This window comes from Rothia nasisuis (assembly GCF_928381405.1).
Lineage (GTDB): Bacteria > Actinomycetota > Actinomycetes > Actinomycetales > Micrococcaceae > Rothia > Rothia nasisuis.
On record NZ_CAKMSB010000004.1, the window covers coordinates 89,144 to 105,574 of the forward strand.

The 16,431-nt window shown below is 60.3% G+C and carries 15 protein-coding genes; 9 read left to right on the top strand and 6 right to left on the bottom strand.

The features are described from left to right. Positions 1–14 precede the first annotated feature (14 nt). Positions 15–824: a methyltransferase domain-containing protein gene (locus tag L6966_RS04875; protein ID WP_237232985.1), complete on the bottom strand. Its 810-nt coding sequence runs from the start codon at positions 822–824 to the stop codon at positions 15–17. A 321-nt stretch (positions 825–1,145) separates the two neighbouring features. Between L6966_RS04875 and treR the strand changes: the two genes are divergently transcribed. Together treR and L6966_RS04885 are read left to right on the top strand one after the other, a co-directional pair. After that, positions 1,146–1,880 carry a trehalose operon repressor gene (treR, locus tag L6966_RS04880; RefSeq protein WP_083092603.1) on the top strand — a complete coding sequence of 245 codons (735 nt, stop codon included), beginning with the start codon at positions 1,146–1,148 and terminating at the stop codon, positions 1,878–1,880. Positions 1,881–1,932: 52 nt separating this feature from the next. Continuing rightward, a complete protein-coding gene (locus L6966_RS04885) occupies positions 1,933–3,717 on the top strand; it encodes an alpha,alpha-phosphotrehalase (protein ID WP_237232986.1) in 1,785 nt (594 codons plus the stop codon). A 96-nt stretch (positions 3,718–3,813) separates the two neighbouring features. Here L6966_RS04885 and L6966_RS04890 read toward each other — a convergent pair whose 3' ends face one another. Next, positions 3,814–4,347 carry a TetR/AcrR family transcriptional regulator gene (locus tag L6966_RS04890; RefSeq protein ID WP_237224205.1) on the bottom strand — a complete coding sequence of 178 codons (534 nt, stop codon included), beginning with the start codon at positions 4,345–4,347 and terminating at the stop codon, positions 3,814–3,816. 169 nt (positions 4,348–4,516) lie between these two features. Here L6966_RS04890 and L6966_RS04895 point away from each other — a divergent pair, with 169 nt between their 5' ends. From L6966_RS04895 to L6966_RS04915, 5 genes are all read left to right on the top strand, one after another. Further along, complete coding sequence (locus L6966_RS04895) at positions 4,517–6,052, top strand: MFS transporter (protein ID WP_237224204.1); 1,536 nt, start codon at positions 4,517–4,519, stop codon at positions 6,050–6,052. A 282-nt stretch (positions 6,053–6,334) separates the two neighbouring features. Beyond that, positions 6,335–7,282: a carbohydrate ABC transporter permease gene (locus tag L6966_RS04900; protein WP_237224203.1), complete on the top strand. Its 948-nt coding sequence runs from the start codon at positions 6,335–6,337 to the stop codon at positions 7,280–7,282. Then, positions 7,272–8,216, top strand: a complete 945-nt coding sequence (locus tag L6966_RS04905) for a carbohydrate ABC transporter permease (protein ID WP_237232987.1) — start codon at positions 7,272–7,274, stop codon at positions 8,214–8,216. The genes L6966_RS04900 and L6966_RS04905 overlap by 11 nt, the downstream gene beginning before the upstream one ends. Positions 8,217–8,303: 87 nt before the next feature. Then, positions 8,304–9,605, top strand: a complete 1,302-nt coding sequence (locus L6966_RS04910; protein WP_237232988.1) for an ABC transporter substrate-binding protein — start codon at positions 8,304–8,306, stop codon at positions 9,603–9,605. Positions 9,606–9,659: 54 nt separating this feature from the next. Beyond that, positions 9,660–10,793 carry an ABC transporter ATP-binding protein gene (locus tag L6966_RS04915; protein ID WP_237232989.1) on the top strand — a complete coding sequence of 378 codons (1,134 nt, stop codon included), beginning with the start codon at positions 9,660–9,662 and terminating at the stop codon, positions 10,791–10,793. A 146-nt stretch (positions 10,794–10,939) separates the two neighbouring features. Here L6966_RS04915 and L6966_RS12090 read toward each other — a convergent pair whose 3' ends face one another. The 3 genes from L6966_RS12090 to L6966_RS04925 all read right to left on the bottom strand — a co-directional run bounded on the left by L6966_RS12090 (position 10,940) and on the right by L6966_RS04925 (position 13,367). Beyond that, the gene (locus L6966_RS12090) at positions 10,940–11,323 is read right to left on the bottom strand and encodes a CorA family divalent cation transporter (RefSeq protein ID WP_272878789.1); all 384 of its coding nucleotides are present in this window, start codon (positions 11,321–11,323) and stop codon (positions 10,940–10,942) included. Beyond that, positions 11,308–11,952, bottom strand: coding sequence for a CorA family divalent cation transporter (locus L6966_RS12095; RefSeq protein ID WP_272878790.1), 645 nt, complete (start codon positions 11,950–11,952; stop codon positions 11,308–11,310). The genes L6966_RS12090 and L6966_RS12095 overlap by 16 nt, the downstream gene beginning before the upstream one ends. A 119-nt stretch (positions 11,953–12,071) precedes the next feature. Beyond that, on the bottom strand, positions 12,072–13,367 hold the full coding sequence (locus tag L6966_RS04925) for an adenylosuccinate synthase (protein ID WP_083092579.1): 1,296 nt from the start codon (positions 13,365–13,367) through the stop codon (positions 12,072–12,074). A 457-nt stretch (positions 13,368–13,824) separates the two neighbouring features. On the opposite strand from L6966_RS04925, the gene L6966_RS04930 reads away from it, so the two are divergent. Then, a complete protein-coding gene (locus L6966_RS04930) occupies positions 13,825–14,595 on the top strand; it encodes a hypothetical protein (protein ID WP_237232990.1) in 771 nt (256 codons plus the stop codon). Positions 14,596–14,711: 116 nt separating this feature from the next. Then, positions 14,712–15,137: an arsenate-mycothiol transferase ArsC gene (locus L6966_RS04935; RefSeq protein WP_237232991.1), complete on the top strand. Its 426-nt coding sequence runs from the start codon at positions 14,712–14,714 to the stop codon at positions 15,135–15,137. Between the two features lie 128 nt (positions 15,138–15,265). On the opposite strand, the gene L6966_RS04940 is transcribed toward L6966_RS04935, so the two are convergent. Beyond that, the gene (locus L6966_RS04940; RefSeq protein ID WP_237232992.1) at positions 15,266–16,252 is read right to left on the bottom strand and encodes an aldo/keto reductase; all 987 of its coding nucleotides are present in this window, start codon (positions 16,250–16,252) and stop codon (positions 15,266–15,268) included. Between the last annotated feature and the right edge of the window lie 179 nt (positions 16,253–16,431).

A 16,431-nucleotide genomic window follows, 5' to 3' on the forward strand; every position in this document is an offset into this window, starting at 1 on the left:
TGAATACAGAGCCGCTAGGCCGCCAGCCCCTGCGCCTCCACTCGCGTCGCCACAGCAAAGATGCGACGGAAGGGCAAAATCGTGCCGACGGGCGTAGCCGGGTAGGCCTGACGCAGGGCAACACGGTAGCGCTCAATAAACTGCTCGCGGACGCCATCGGGCAGAGAAGTCAGCACCGGCCGCGCCCCCGCTCCCGCCAGCCACTCATAGACCGGGTCCTCACCCTGAAGTACGTGCTGGTAGGTGGTCTCCCAGGCGTCCACGTACCACCCCTCACCGGCCAGGGCCTCAATGTAGGCCCCGGCCGGGGTAACTGAGTCAATCAGCTTGGTCGTGATGTAGGGGGCGAACTCCGGCTCAGCTGCAATCTCCCAGAGCAAGGCATGGGTGGGGGCCAGGAAGTTACCCGCCACCTGGAAGGCGAAGCTACCGCCGGGGGCCAGGGCCTCGGCAATGCGGGGCATGAGTTCAAGGTGGTTATCAATCCAGTGAAAAACCGCGTTCGAGACGATTAAATCGGGGCGCTCACCCCCTGCTTCAATGCCGTCGAGCCAGTCTTCGATGGTCTGCTGGCGGTATTCAACCTGGGGGTCAGTGTTGGCCGTGCGGGCAGCTTCAATCATGTCTGCGCTACCGTCGATCCCGACGATGCGGGCCTGGGGCCAGCGGTCGCGGAGCAGGGCGGTGCTCTTGCCGGGGCCACACCCGAGATCCACAATCACAGCGGGTGCGCCTTGGGGTACGTGGGCCAGCAGATCGGCGAAGGGGCGGGTGCGTTCTGAGGCATAGCGCAGGTACTGGCTGGGGTTCCAGGTGGTGTTCACGGTCTGGGCGTTCCTTTCACGAACGGGGGAACGGGGAGCCCGATGCTTCCCGATGGTGACCTCACTGTATGTTAAGAGCTCAAGCCAATGGAAGCTTTATTTTCTGTGCCGTCATGTGGGGTAATATCCTCTACTCCTCCCCCGTATGGATTACTGGGTTCTCATTTTGCGGCTTAACAACCCCACAAAATGAGAACCCAGTGGTCCATACTCGCAAAGCCCGGGGGTGCCCCCTAGACTATAGGGAAACACAATCACAGTGTGAAACTCACTCCATCTCACACACGGTGCATCTACACCGGCCTACAGGAGGGGAACCATATGGGAAAGTTTGAACGTATCTACCACGACCTTGCACGTGACATCGACGAGGGTAAGTACAGCGTCGGCGACCTTCTGCCCAGTGAAAAAAAGCTGACAGAAAAATATAGCGTCTCCCGCGAAACCGCCCGAAAAGCCCTGGCAATACTGACCGACCGCGGTTACATTCAGCGCATCATGGGCAAGGGGTCATTGGTGATTGACCACAAGCGCTACTCCATTCCCGTTTCATCACTGGTCAGTTATAAGGAGTTTGCCGAGTCCGCCAGCCGTGACGCCCAGACCGAACTGATTGACCTCAAAGACGCCGTGCTGCCCCACGTACCTTTTCAGGCGCTGACCGACGGCACGGTGGAGCAGGTTCCCGTCACCCATATCATGCGTGTGCGCCACATGGACGGCGCACCAGCGATTATCGACCATGACTACATCATCAAGAGTGTGGTTGAGCAGATTCCGCGCGAGGTCGCTGAAGACTCCCTCTACGACTACTTTGAGGGCGAGCTGGGTCTGAATATTGTATCGTCAGCCAAGCAGATTACTGTTGAGCAGGCAACCCCCAACGACGCCAAGTACCTGAACCTGCACGCCGGTGAGTATGTTGCGGTGACCACGTCAATTACCGTTCTCGAGGACGGCACCGCCTTCCAGTACACCATTTCCCGCCACCGCGCTGATAAGTTCCGCTACCTGGACTTCGCCCATCGCCGCCAGGAAATTCCGGTTTCTGAATAAAGTTCCAGATTGGTTGCAACACAGACCGAAAGACCTGTTAGACAGGTAAGGTATGGAGCGTACCCCCCTCTACTGGGGTGCGCTCATCTTTCGAGTGAGTAGCGCCCCTCCACGGCGACCGGCACCCCTGCGCACCGGCGTCCTACCCTTTGGAGCACCCGTGAGCTTTTACAGCAAGGTTATCTACCAGGTCTACCCCAAGTCCTTCTACGATTCGAGTGGTAACGGTATAGGCGACCTACGCGGCATAATCGAGAAGGTACCCTACATCGCTTCTCTGGGTGTCGACATGGTTTGGTTCAACCCCTTTTTCGTCTCCCCCCAGAACGATAACGGCTATGACATCGCCGACTATTACAGGGTTGACCCCGCTATGGGCAGTTTGGACGACGTTGACGAGCTCATCACGACCCTGGGGCAACACGGTATTGGGGTCATGTTCGATATGGTGTTCAACCACGTTTCCACCGAGCACGAGTGGTTCCAAAAAGCCCTGGCCGGCGACCGGTTCTACCAGGATTTCTTCTACCTGCGCCCCGCCCAGGCTGACGGCTCCCTACCCACCAACTGGGAGTCCAAGTTCGGAGGGCCGGCCTGGTCACAGTTTGGCGATACCGATCTTTACTACATGCACCTCTACGACGTGACCCAGGCAGATCTGAACTGGCACAACCCCGCCGTGCGCGCAGAGCTCTTTAAGGTGGTGAACTTCTGGAAGAACCGCGGGGTGCGCGGCTTCCGCTTCGACGTTTTGAACGTCATCGGTAAGGCCGAAGAACTGCGGGACGCTGCCCCAGGCGAGAATGACAAGCTCATCTACACCGACACCGACCGCGTTCACCTCTGGGTGCAGGAGCTGCACCGGGCCACCTTTGGTGATACGGAGGGCACCGTGACCGTGGGTGAGATGTCATCGACCACCATCGAAAACAGCGTGCGCTACACCAACCCGGCTAACGAAGAGCTGGACATGGTTTTTTCCTTCCACCACCTCAAGGTGGACTATGACGGCACCGAGAAGTGGTCAGATACCCCCTTTGATTTTATGAAGCTCAAGGGTCTACTCACCGACTGGGCGGTGGGTATTCAGGCAGGGGGCGGCTGGCAGGCGTCCTTCTGGAATAACCACGACCAGCCCCGCGCCATCAACCGCTTTGGCGATGTGGAGCGCTACCGGGCCGAGTCCGCCACCATGCTGGCCGCCGCCGTGCACCTGACCCGCGGCACCCCCTACATCTACCAGGGCGAAGAAATCGGCATGGTTGACCCGGTCTACTCGTCGATGGACGACTACGTGGACGTTGAATCCCACAATGCCTTTGATATTCTGCGGGAGCGGGGCGTGAGCGAGGCCGAGGCCTTCCGTATTGTCACCAAGAAGTCCCGCGATAACTCCCGCACCCCCATACAGTGGGACGCTTCTGAGTTTGCCGGTTTCTCGCGGGTAAAGCCCTGGCTGATGCCCACTTCTCAGGGGCAGATTAACGTGGAGCGTGAAGAGGCTGAGGGCAGAATCTTGCCCTTCTACCGGGAGCTGGTGAGCCTGCGCCATACGATGCCGCTGATTGCTGAAGGGTCCTATGAGCCCTTTGCCCGCGAGCATGAGAGTGTCTACGGGTTTGTGCGCGATCATGAGGGCCAGCGCCTGCTGGTGCTCTGCAACTTCTATGGCCAGGACGCCCCCGTGCAGCTCCCTGCGGAGTTTGCGGCAGGGTCGGTGCTTCTGTGTAATTACAAGGATAAGCCTGGCCTGGGGGATGCCCCTGACGCGGACGCCGCCAGCTCAGATACCCTCACCCTACGTCCCTATGAGGCGGTAGCGGTACTTGCTAGCTAGCGACCCATAGATAACTGTGGCACCCACCGCCACATGTGGCGGCGGCACCTGCACACGTGGCGGTGGGTGCCGCAGTTGTAGACTTACACCGCGAGGCTAACGCTCCTTCAGCTGCTCCACGACCTCCAACAGGGCGTCCATATCGCCACTGAGAGCAAGGTTGGGGCGGGATTCGCTACTGGCCACCGCCGCGTTGTAGTAGAGCCCGTCCCCCATCAGCAAGATAGCTCGGGCCACCGCATCGGAAGGCACCTCGGCCCGAATCATCTCAAACCAGCGCCCCTGAATCCTGTCATAGACCCCGGCAACCTTCTCAGCGGCGTCCTGACGCAGACGTGAAGCGGCCACAAAAACCCGGTCAAAGGGGGTGTCCTGGTAGACCGAGGTGCGCACGTAGTAGGCGCAGGCCCCATCCGGGTCATCTGCCATGGCCTTAAAGTCCTGCTCGGCGAGCGCCCAGGCCCGCTCCAGTAGCCCATCGACCAGGGCGGTTTTATCTGGGAAGTGGTAGAGCAGCCCGCCCTTCGACACCCCGGCACGGGAAGTAATGGCATTCAAGGACGCTGCCCGCTCCCCCTCTTCAATGAGTAGGGCTTCGTAGGCGTCGAGGATTTTTTCGCGAGCACTCATATGCCCCACCCTACCGCCTCCCTACTTGAAAACAAAACCGTCCATACGGTACAGTAATAGGTGCGCTCCCGACGAGCACCCTGCTACCGATGAGCAGCCAGGCGCACCACCGGCGTCCCGCCCGGTACCGCACCAACCCCAGGTAGCCCAACCGCACGAAAGAGCAGACATGCAACCCGCTACCGGCCAGATGAGAGCCGTCACCGAACAGACCACAGCCCCCTACCCCCGCCGCTGGGCGGCCCTGGCCGTCCTCATGCTGCCCGTACTCCTGGTCTCGGTCGATAACACCGTACTGGCCTTTGCCCTGCCCGAGATCTCGGCCCAGCTCTCCCCCAGCGGCACCCAGCTACTCTGGATCAATGACGTCTACCCGCTAATCCTCTCAGGCCTACTGATTCCCGCAGGCAGCCTGGGTGACCGCTATGGCCGCCGCACCATGCTACTACTGGGCGGTCTTGGCTTTACCGTTATCTCAGCGGCAGCAGCCTTCGCCCCCACCGCCGCCTGGCTGATTGTTGCCCGCGCCGGTATGGGTATCTTCGGAGCCATGCTCATGCCCGCAACGCTCTCGATTATCCGCAACATGTTCGCCGACGCCACCGAACGCCGCACCGCCATCGCCATCTGGGCCTCCGGATTCTCAGCCGGTGCCGCACTTGGCCCCATCCTCGGCGGCTTCCTACTGGAGCACTTCTACTGGGGCTCGGTCTTTCTCATGGCCGTCCCCGTGCTACTGCCCCTACTGGTATTAGGACCCTGGCTGATTCCAAATTCCAAGGACCCGGCCCCGGGCGCTATAGACCCGCTCAGCATCCTGCTCATCATGGCGACCATGACCCCCTTCGTCTACGCCATCAAACACTTTGCCCACGAGGGCTTTGACCTGCTCACAGTGCTCCTGCTGGTTATCGCAGCCTCCGCCGGCTTCATTTTCACCCGCCGCCAGCTGGCACGCGCCAACCCCATGCTGGACGTCCGCCTCTTCACCAACAAACAGTTCACCGGCGCGGTACTGACCAACCTTATGGCCATCTTCTCGCTGGTCGGCTTCCTCTATTTCGCCTCCCAGCACCTGCAGCTGGTCAGCGGCCACTCCCCCTTCAGCGCCGCCCTCCTGTTGCTGCCGGGCCTGGTGCTGACCGTCATCGCGGGTCTGGTTGTCGTCTATATCGTCAAGGCGGTCAAGCCCTGGATTGTAATTTCAGGTGCTCTGCTCATGAACGCAGCCGCCTTCGCCCTGGTCTTCTTCACCGCCGATTCAGGCTCTGATACCGGTGTTCTGGTGGCCTTTGCCCTGCTGGGCGTGGGTATCGGCTTTGCTGAGACCCTGACCAACGACATCATCCTGGCTGCTGTTCCCCCGCATAAGGCGGGGGCGGCGTCCGCTATCTCGGAGACCGCCTACGAGACCGGTTCAGTCATGGGTACTGCGGTTCTGGGATCGATCCTGAACGCGGCCTACGTGGCCCACCTGGTCATTCCCGCTGGAATAAGCGGGCAGGACGCGGCTGCGGCAGCTGAGACGCTCGGCGCGGCAACCGAGGTTGCAGCTCGCACCGGTGGGGAGGAGGGTGCAGCCCTGCTCGAGTCGGCCCAGCACGCCTTCGACTCGGGCGTGGTCTACACCTCGACTATCGGCATTGCCCTGATGCTGGTCTCGGCAGTCATGGTGGCCCGCACCCTGCGCGGGGTGAAGATGTAGGGGCACCCCTCACCCCTTCACTCAGGGGTAGGTACCATTTAAATCAGAAAAACCCACGAACTAGGTGGGTTTTTCTGATTTAAATGGTCTTTTCCGAGAGCGGGGGCGGACGCACGTGCTCAGGCAAGCAGACAAAAGCAAGGACGGAAACGGCAAGGGCCCGGGCTGGACGCCCCGTAACCCGCCCGTCACCTACTGGCCGGGCAAAGTAAACCCACCCGCCGACGTCCGGCCACCGAAACGTCAACACCCGTTCACCTGAACCGGGCAAAGTTATCGCTTGTGACTGCACCATCGATTCCAGGTCTTGAGAACACAGACCTGAGCCGCCAGCCGCGCACCCGCCGCGTGCGCACCAGCGCCAAAACCGTGCTCATCGGCACCGCACTAGTGCTACCCAACCTGATTCTGCTCCTGGTTTTCACCTACCGGCCGCTGATTGACAATATCCGGCTCTCCTTCTACAACTGGAACATTGCCTCCACCCGGCCAGCCACCTTCATAGGCCTCGATAACTACATAGAGTGGGCCACCAAGCCCGAGAGCTGGCAGATTGTGTGGCAGACCCTCATCTTCACAGTCTTCGCGGTTTTCGGGTCCATGGTGCTGGGTCTGGCTCTAGCCCTCTTGCTCGATAAGCCCCTCAAGGGCCGCAAGGCAGTACGCTCCCTGGTTTTCGCCCCCTACGTCATCTCGGGTGCAGCTATCGGTGTAGCCTTTCAGTTCGTCTTCGACCCCGGCTACGGTCTGATTCAAGACCTGCTCGGCAAGATTGGCCTGGCCTCCCCTGCCTTCTACACCAGCCCCGGCTGGGCCATGTTCATGGTCACCGCGACCTACATCTGGAAGAACCTGGGCTACACCTTCGTCATCTACCTAGCCGCCCTACAAGGGCTGCGTAAAGACCTAGACGAAGCCGCCGAGATAGACCGAACCCCGCGCGCCCGCAAGTTCTGGCGTGTCACCCTGCCCCAGTTGCGCCCCACTACCTTCTTTCTCTCCATCACGGTGCTACTCAACTCCCTGCAGGTCTTTGACATCATCAACGTCATGACGGCAGGCGGCCCCCTGGGCACCTCCACCACCACCCTGGTCTACCAGGTCTACCAGGAAACCTTCGTTAACTCCCGCGCGGGCTACGGCGCCGCGGTAGCCACCATCATGTTCCTGGCCGTACTCGTGATTACCGTCGTGCAGGTTCGTATGCAGGAGAAAAACAATGACCGTTGATACCGCTCACGCCCGCTCCCTGCCCGCGGCCAAGCCCGGTTCAGCCCTAGCGCAGCAGCAGCTGCAGGACGCCAGTGCCACCCGGGCGCGCCGGGCGGCGTCCGCGCCCGGCACCAAGACCACGGGCAAGATCTTAGGGTACGCAGGAATGATTCTGGCCGGGCTAGTCATCGCGGTTCCCATCTACTTCGTGGTCATCACCTCCCTGAAGCTACGCCCCGAGATTTACTCTGACCCCATCACCTGGATTCCCCAGATCCTCGCCCCCGAAAACTACACCTACGTGTGGCAGACCCTGGACTTCTCGCAATACTTCGTCAACTCGGTCATCATCACCGTGACCCTGACCCTGGTAGAAGTCTCCCTAGGGGTGCTGAGCGCCTACGCCTTTGCCTTCTACCGGTTCCCGGGCTCAAACCTTCTCTTCTACCTGGTGCTGGGCACCCTGATGGTCCCCAACGAAATCACCATTATCTCCAACTATGCCCTGGTAGCCCAGCTGGGCTGGCGCGATACTTTCACCGGCATCATCGTCCCGCTGGCCGGGGTTGCCTTCGGTACCTTCCTCATGCGCAATCACTTTCTCTCCCTGCCCACAGAAATCATTGAGGCAGCCCGGCTCGACGGCACCGGCTTCTTCCGCACCCTTTTCAAGGTGGTGCTCCCCATGAGCTGGCCAACCCTCATGGCCTTCATCCTGATTACCGCCGTCACCGAATGGAACCAGTACCTCTGGCCCTTCCTCATCTCAGACACCGGCCGGGTAGCGCCCCTGCAAATCGGCCTGACCATGCTCCAAGACAACGAGGGCCTGACCAACTGGGGCCCGGTCATGGCAGGCACCCTACTGGCCACCATCCCCATGATCGTGCTCTTCCTCTTCCTGCAACGCTCCATGATTAAGGGCCTCACCGCAGGCGCCGTCAAGGGTTAAGCCTGTCAGGGCCTCACCGGCCCCACCTCACGCGACTGCCCGACCACCAACGTCCTACCCCACCCTCACACCCAAAGGAAAACCACCATGAATATCACCCGCCGCTCCGCACTCTCCCTGGCAGGTCTGGCCGCCGCCACCGCAGCGCTCTCCGCCTGCGCGGGCACCGGCTCCGGCACCGCGTCCGCCCAGCAAGAAGGCAACGGCACCCTCCAGTTCTGGTCCAACCATCCCGGCTCCTCCCGCGACATCGAGCAGCAGCTCATTGACGCCTGGAACGCCGCCAACCCAGACACCCCCGCCGAACTCATCGACGGCGGCAAAAACTACGAGGAACTCGGCCAGAAATTCAATGCCGCCCTCTCAGGCGGCGAGCTGCCCGACGTCATCGTCGCCTCAGACGTCACCTGGTTCAACTTTGCCTTCACAGGTGCCACCACTCCCCTCAACGACCTCTGGGAGTCAGAGGGCATCGACACCTCCACCTACGTCGAGACCCTGCTGGCTGACTACACCTACGACGGCAAAAACTACGGTGTGCCCTACTCCCGCTCCACCCCTCTCATGTACTGGTACACCGCCGACCTCGAAAAAGCCGGCCTGCCCACCGATGGCACCGGCCCCGCCACCTGGCAGGAATTCGCCGAAACCTGGGCACCCAAACTCAAAGAAGCCACCGGCAAGCCCGCCCTGACCGTTGCCGACGGATCCAACTACCTGGACTGGTACTTCCAAGGCGCCTTCTGGACCTTCGGCGGCGCCTACTCCACCGAGTGGGACCTCAAATTCACCGACCCCAAAACCATCGAAGCAGGCACCTTCTTGCAGACCATGGTCAAGGACGGCCTGATTTCCGTGGTCAAGGACTCCGCCAACGAATTCGGTATCGGCAACGCCTGCGGCCTACTCGAATCCACCGGCTCCCTGGGCGGCCTCAAGGAATCAGCCACCGGCGACTTCATCACCACCTACCTGCCCGGCCCCAAGCCCGGCACCACCACCGGCGGCGCAGGCCTGGCCATTCCCGCCGGCATCTCAGACGAACGCAAGAAAATCGCGGTCAAGTTCATTGACTTCATCACTAACACCGAAAACACCATCACCTTCACCCAGGCCACCGGCTACATGCCCGTACGTACCGACGCCGCCGACGTGCCTGAGCAGGCCGCCTACATGGACGAAAACCCCAACGCCGCCACCGCCATCCGCCAGCTGAACGAAAACACCAAGTCACAAGACTACGCCCGCGTCTTTATCAACGGCGGCGGCCAGGCTATCGGCGGGGCCCTCGACAAGATCGTGGCAGGCCAGGACGTAGAAACCGTCTTCACCGCCCTCCAGGAGGAGCTGCAGGCCACCTACGACCGTGATATCAAGCCCAACCTCTAGCCCAACGCACCGAACAGGCCCCCAGCTCACCCAGTACCCTCAGAAAGTCCCACCATGGTTGAAGTCCAGCTACAAGACATTTCCCGTATCTACGACCCCAAGCGGCCGCGTGCCGTCAACCGGGTCAACATCACCGTGCGCGACGGGGAATTCCTCACCCTGGTGGGGCCCTCAGGGTCAGGCAAATCTACCTGCCTGCGTATGCTGGCAGGGCTGGAACCCGTCAACGAGGGCACCATTCTGATTGACGGGGTAGACGTGACCGAAAAGCCCGCCCGTGACCGCGATGTGGCTATGGTTTTTCAGTCCTACGCCCTCTACCCCAACATGACCGCCCGGCAGAACATGGCCTTTGCCCTAGAAAACGCCAAGCTTCCCAAGGCTGAGATTGAAGAACGTGTAACCCGGGCCGCTCAGATTCTAGAGCTGGAACACCTGCTGGACGTCAAGCCCGCCAATATGTCAGGCGGGCAGCGCCAGCGCGTCTCGATGGGCCGGGCTATCGTGCGGGAACCCAAGGTCTTTCTCATGGACGAGCCCCTCTCTAACCTGGACGCCCGCCTGCGCGTCTCAACCCGCGCCCAAATCGCCCAACTGCAGCGGGAACTCGGCATCACCACCGTCTACGTCACCCACGACCAGACCGAGGCCATGACCATGGGCGACCGCGTGGCTGTTCTCAAGGACGGCATTCTGCAGCAGGTGGACGAGCCCATGCACCTCTACCGCCACCCCGGCAACACCTTTGTAGCCGGTTTTATCGGTTCACCTGCTATGGCCCTGATTGATGCGGTGCCCGTGAGCCGGGAAACCGACGGGGTGCCCAGCACCCAGGCCCACGCGTCCCTAGGCCCGCTGTGCACCCTGCCTATTCCTGCTGAGTTCCAGGCGGTGCTCGGTGGCTCCGTGATTGTGGGCGTACGCCCCGAACACTGGGAGGTTGAGCACGTGGGTGCGGGTGAGCAGGTGCACGGGATTCGTGGCACGGTGGCGCACGTGGAACAGCTCGGTGCTGAGGCTTTTGCCTACGTGACGCCCCCGGCTAAGCTGGAGCTCCGCGCCCCCTCTATCGCTGTTCGTCTACTGGGCAAGCACGACGTGGCACCCGGTGACGAGCTGAGACTGATCCCTACCCGGGCGTCCTTCTTTGACCCCGAAACCGAAATCAACCTGGAGTACCTGGTCTAGCCCCTGGAGCAGGTCCCCTGGTCTAGGTACCATCTCAGTCAGAAATACCCACCTAGTTCGTGGGTATTTCTGATTTAAATGGTCTTTTTCGGGGAGAGGGGGACGGACGGACGCAGGCAGGCAAGACATGCAGGGCCTTTGGGCCGCTAGAGCCACTCCTTCTTCTTGAACACCACCCACAGCCCGAAGGACACAGCGACCATGAGTAGCAGGGATGCCGGGTAGCCGAAGACCCAGTGCAGCTCGGGCATCACCTCAAAGTTCATGCCGTAAATCGAGCCGATAATAGTAGGCGCCACTAGGATTGCTGCCCAGGCCGAGATTCTCTTCATATCGTCGTTCTGCCGCTCAGCCACGATGGTTGAGTTAACGGCTAGGGCGTTCTCGAGCGATGAGCGCAGGTCGTCCACCCGGTCAATCACATGGATAACGTGGTCTTTCACGTCGCGGAAATGGCGGAGCAGTTCGAGCTGGCGCTCATCGACGGCCTCAGCCTGAATACGAATACGCCCCATCAGCAGGTCCAGCATCTGCCCACCGGTTTGACCGCTCGTTTGAAGTCGCTGACCTCATTCAACAGGCCGTAGACACGCTGGGAGATTTCGCTGGCTTCGGAGTTATCGGCAAAGAGAGCGTCCTCAATTTCGTCGCCGTCGTTTTCTAGGCCCTCAATGACGGGGAAGTAGCCGTCTACGAGCATGTCGAGTACCCGGTGCAGAAAGGCCAGCGGGTAGGCCTGCATGGTCGAGCTCTCCAGTGCGCTTGCAAAGACCCCGTCCATGGTGCGCTGGGTGGTGTCTACGGAGCGCAGGGCGTCTTTGACGAGCCAGATGACGAAGTTTTTACCCACGAACATGTGGGTTTCACCGAAACGGATCTCTTCGCTGTCGTCAAGATAAATCGCCGGGCGGAGCACCAGATAGTAGGTGTTGCCGTAGCGGTCGAGCTTGGAACGCTGGTGGCCCTGCTCAGAGTCTTCAACGGCGAGGGGGTGCAGATCAAAGAGGCCGGTGAGGGTGGTGAGATCGTCGCGAGAGGGTTCAACCAGGCCGATGTAGGCGCAATCGGTGCCGGGGGTGAACGTCTGGGCGAGGCCGGTGAGGGAGTCGTAGCCGGTGACGACCCCGGTGGTGTGGTTGAGTGTGTTGAGCAAAGGCATGGTGTCTATCGTATCCCCTCTACAGAAAGGACCATTTAAATCAGAAATACCCACGAACTAGGTGGGTTTTTCTGAGTGAGATGGTACCTACTGGGGGGGGAGGGGCGCGGACGTCCGCCCTACTTCTCCTCGTCGATCAGGTCGCGTACCACAATGGTCTGCTCGCGGCCCGGGCCAACACCGATAGCCGAGATACGGCAGCCGGAAATCTCTTCCAGCTTCTCCAGGTAGAGCCGGGCGTTGACGGGCAGTTCATCGAGGGTCTTAGCCTCGGTGATGTCTTCGGTCCAGCCGTCGAAGTACTCGTAGATGGGCTTGGCGTGGTGGAAGTCCGACTGGGTCATGGGCATCTCGTCAAAGCGAACGCCGTCCACGTCGTAGGCCACACAGACGGGAATCTTCTCTAGGCCGGTCAGTACGTCTAGCTTGGTGATGAAGAGGTCAGTGAAGCCATTGATGCGCACGGCCTGACGGGCCAGCACCGCATCATACCAGCCGCAGCGGCGGGGGCGGCCGGTGTTCACACCGAACTCACCGCCGGTGGTGCGCAGGAATTCACCCATGTCATCAAAGAGTTCGGTGGGGAAGGGGCCGGCACCCACGCGGGTGGTGTAGGCCTTCTGAATACCGATGACGCGGGAGATACGGGTGGGGCCAACACCGGATCCAACGGAAGCGCCACCAGCGGTGGGGTTGGATGAGGTGACGAAGGGGTAGGTACCGTGGTCAACGTCGAGGAAGGTAGCCTGGCCACCTTCCATGAGCAGGGTTTTACCCTCGTCTAGGGCCTTGTTGAGCAGCTGGGTCGATTCAACAATCATGGGGGCCAGCCGGTCGGCAAAGCCCAAGAAATACTCCACGATCTCTTCGACCTCAACGTGGCGGCGGTTGTAGACCTTGACCAGCAGTTCGTTCTTCTGGCGCAGGGCACCCTCTACCTTCTGGCGCAGGATGGACTCGTCTAGAACGTCTTGCACACGAATACCCAGGCGGCCAACCTTGTCCATGTAGGTGGGGCCAATGCCGCGTCCGGTGGTGCCGATGGCGCGCTTACCCAGAAAGCGTTCGGTGACCTTGTCCATGGTCTGGTGGTAGGGCGCTACCAGGTGGGCGTTGGCTGAAATCTTGAGCTTAGAGGTATCTGCGCCGCGCGCTTCAAGGCCGTCAATTTCTTCGAAGAGGGCCTCGGGGTTCACAACCACGCCGTTGCCGATGACGGGTACAGCGTTTTCTGAGAGGATGCCTGCAGGTAGGAGCTTGAGCTCGAACTTCTGGCCGTTGACGACGACGGTGTGGCCTGCGTTGTTACCGCCGTTGGGCTTGACGACGTAGTCGACGCGGCCGCCGAGCAGGTCGGTTGCCTTGCCCTTACCTTCGTCGCCCCACTGGGCGCCTACAATCACAATTGCTGGCATAAGTTGTACTCCTGAATAGGGTGGTCACCTGCCGGGTTTCACGGCGGTGGGGTGGGGCTGCGCGGCCTGTGCAGACGGCGCGGACGCAGGGCACACCGCTCTTAAGGATAGCAAGGGTGGTTTGTGTTTGGGTGGGGTGTTCCAGGTTTAGCGCTTCTAGCGGTAGAGGGTGCGCGGACGATGGTAGGGCAGCAAAAGAAAAAGTTTAGGGCGTTCAGGCGGTGAGAATCTTGAAACTATCAAGAAATAATCTGACATTTAGCCAGCTTGCTCCCAGATAGTCTTTATGCTGTTGAGTATGAGCGAAAACCCATACACCCCTAGCCCGTCTTCCCCCAGCGCTGGCCAGTCGGGAGCACCTTCACCTTCTGCAGGATCCTACACCGCACCGGGCCAGCAACCCTATCACGACCCTTATGCCGTACCGCAGCACCCTAACGGTAAAAAGACTAAGAATGTGATTGGCTTAGTTGCTCTTGGCCTGGGCGTGCTCGGCTTCATCTTGGGTTGTATTCCCGGCATCATGTTCCTTGGCTGGTTCTTGCTGTTTGCAGCTTTTGTGACCGGTATTGTTGGTCTCTTCCAGAAGAACAGGGAAAAGGTCACCTCGATTATCGCCATCGCGCTCTCGGTCATAGGGTCGATTGTCTCGGCTGTCGTCTTGTTCTTTGTTGTAGCTAATAGTGTGGCAAGTGACCCTGAGTTTAAGCAGGCGGTGGAGGATTTTGAGTCGGCAGTAGCTAGCCCTTCTGCCGTTGCGTCCGTTGATTCTGGGGCGTCCTCTTCAGAACCTGCCGCTGAAGACTCTGCAGCAGCTCCTGGCTCAGCCGCTGCCATTGATGGTGTCTTGCAGTTCGGCGACACGGCAGAGTTTGAGGACGGTCTGCGTCTTACTGTGTCAGAGCTTCGCACCGATTATGTTCCTAGTGAATACGCTGCGCGTTTAGATGAGTCTTTAACGGATTATGTGGCTTTCACCGTGACGATTGAGAACGGCACAAGTACACCGTTTGAGCCTCTCTTCTATGCTGAAGGTAATTCAGGGGGCAAGGCTGTTGATCAGATTTTTGACTCTGAGCAGAATATTGGTTCAGCTCCTAGCAGCCGTATTCTGCCCGGTGAGTCTGTCACCTTTGATGTTGCCTTTGGTGTAGCTGATCCGACGAGCGTTACCCTTGATGTTTCTGCAGATTTCGATCACGATGCCGTCCTGTACAGCAATAAGTAGGTTGTTCACCTAGTTGTTTCTACGCTAATGCAAGCCCCACTCGTTCTACCGCCCTGCGGTAGGGCGAGTGGGGCTTTGTGTATGTAGAAGTTCTTGATGAACCCTATGATGGAGCTATGAGTTCTATCCCCCACGTTCTTTTTATCTGCCAGTCCAATAAGGGCAAGTCTCAGATGGCTGAGGCCCTGATGAATCTCCATGCGCAAGGACGCGTGCGGGCGACGTCCGCAGGCACCAAGGCTGCGGTGGGCAGCGCGGTTAACGCTGAATCTGCCGCCTCGCTGGCCCAAATCGGTGCAGATATGAGCAAGGGGACGCCCAAGTTTGCCAGCGCCGACGACCTGGCTACTGCCGACCGTATCCTTATTCTTGGTGGGGCCGCCCAGCTTGAGACCACGGATGAGGAGGTCCTGGCTAAGACCGAACGCTGGAATACCGTTGAGCCCTCCCACGAGGGAATTGAGGGGGCTGAGCGTATGAACCTGATTCGAGACGATATCGACGCCCGCGTCCGCGCCCTGCTGGCTGAGCTCACCGCCTAGTTCGGTATAAAACGACGCCCTTTCTCTCTTCCTTACGGTCAATAGCGCCGCAGGGAAGAGAGGGCTACCTTTGCTCGGCAGGCGGGGTGCGGTAGGCGGGGTGCGGACGCCCCGCCCGACGCGCTGCCCTAGAAGAGCGCCACCTTGGGCGGTGCCGGGAAAATCTCGTCAAGCAGGGCGAGCTCGTCCGCGTCGAACCGGCGGACGATAGCCGCCGCGTTAGCGCGCACCTGGTCTTCGGTGGTGGCCCCGGCGATCACAGAGGCAACCGGCTCCTGCTGAGCCAGCCACGAGAAGGCAACCTGCACCTCGGTCAGTCCGCGCTTGGCGGCGAAAGCTGAGAAGGCCTCGAGCTGGTCCCAGTTGGCACCGTCCAAAATATCGGGCTTAAGACGGGTCAGTCGCCCGTCCGCCGGGGCAGAAGAGCGCGAGTACTTGCCCGTCAGCAGGCCGTTAGCCAGGGGGAAATAGGGCAGGACGCCCAGGCCAAAAGCCCGCGCTGCCGGCAAGACTTCAAGTTCAGCCCGGCGATCCAGCAGGTTGTAGTGGTTCTCGGCCGCAATGTAGCGGTGCCCCAGAGCCCGGCCCAGATGCTCGGCGTGGGCAATCTGCCAACCGGCGTAATTAGACGACCCGATGTAGCGCACCTTGCCCTGCTCAATCAGAGTGCCCAGGGCAGAAAGGGTCTCTTCCATCGGAGTAGCCGGGTCGGGGGTGTGGTGGAAGTAGAGGTCAATATAGTCTGTGCCCAGGCGGCTCAGGGAGGCCTCCACTGCCCGCAAGATGTACCGGCGGGAGCCCCGCACCCCGTGGTCGGTGCCGTTAGCACCGGCCATGTCCATGCCGAATTTAGAGACAATCACTATCTCGTCACGATCTATGCCGGTCTCGCGCAGGGCCTGCCCAAACATGGTTTCAGAGACGCCGGGTTCAGCCCCGTAAATATCGGCCACATCAAAGAGGGTGATTCCAGCTTCAACAGCGGCGGTGAGGACGGAGTTTGTCGCGGCCTGCGTCTCGGTGGCGGTTTTGGAGCGGCCCAGGTTGTTGCATCCCAGACCGACAGTAGAGACGGTCAGGCCGCTCTTTCCCAGTTGACGGTATTCAATAGTCATGACTCTAGCTTAGACCTTAGGCTTTACCCCTGATAGAGCCTGCTACAGTTTGTCTCTATACCGCAGGTATTCTGCCCTACAGGGAGAGAAGAGCCGGTGGCACCTGGGCCAGTATGCCCAGGTGCCATCGCCTATATATAGGTGTTGACCGGTGCCCGGCGGCAGTAGCATCACTCATT

Excerpts from the sequence above, each read along its gene's own strand:
- L6966_RS12090 (WP_272878789.1), bottom strand. The coding sequence starts at position 11,323 with ATGCTGGACCTGCTGATGGGGCGTATTCGTATTCAGGCTGAGGCCGTC.
- L6966_RS04895 (WP_237224204.1), top strand. The coding sequence starts at position 4,517 with ATGCAACCCGCTACCGGCCAGATGAGAGCCGTCACCGAACAGACCACA.
- L6966_RS04905 (WP_237232987.1), top strand. The coding sequence starts at position 7,272 with ATGACCGTTGATACCGCTCACGCCCGCTCCCTGCCCGCGGCCAAGCCC.
- L6966_RS04935 (WP_237232991.1), top strand. The coding sequence starts at position 14,712 with ATGAGTTCTATCCCCCACGTTCTTTTTATCTGCCAGTCCAATAAGGGC.
- L6966_RS04915 (WP_237232989.1), top strand. The coding sequence starts at position 9,660 with ATGGTTGAAGTCCAGCTACAAGACATTTCCCGTATCTACGACCCCAAG.
- L6966_RS04925 (WP_083092579.1), bottom strand. The coding sequence starts at position 13,367 with ATGCCAGCAATTGTGATTGTAGGCGCCCAGTGGGGCGACGAAGGTAAG.
- treR (WP_083092603.1), top strand. The coding sequence starts at position 1,146 with ATGGGAAAGTTTGAACGTATCTACCACGACCTTGCACGTGACATCGAC.
- L6966_RS04910 (WP_237232988.1), top strand. The coding sequence starts at position 8,304 with ATGAATATCACCCGCCGCTCCGCACTCTCCCTGGCAGGTCTGGCCGCC.
- L6966_RS04940 (WP_237232992.1), bottom strand. The coding sequence starts at position 16,252 with ATGACTATTGAATACCGTCAACTGGGAAAGAGCGGCCTGACCGTCTCT.
- L6966_RS04890 (WP_237224205.1), bottom strand. The coding sequence starts at position 4,347 with ATGAGTGCTCGCGAAAAAATCCTCGACGCCTACGAAGCCCTACTCATT.
- L6966_RS12095 (WP_272878790.1), bottom strand. The coding sequence starts at position 11,952 with ATGCCTTTGCTCAACACACTCAACCACACCACCGGGGTCGTCACCGGC.
- L6966_RS04885 (WP_237232986.1), top strand. The coding sequence starts at position 1,933 with ATGGAGCGTACCCCCCTCTACTGGGGTGCGCTCATCTTTCGAGTGAGT.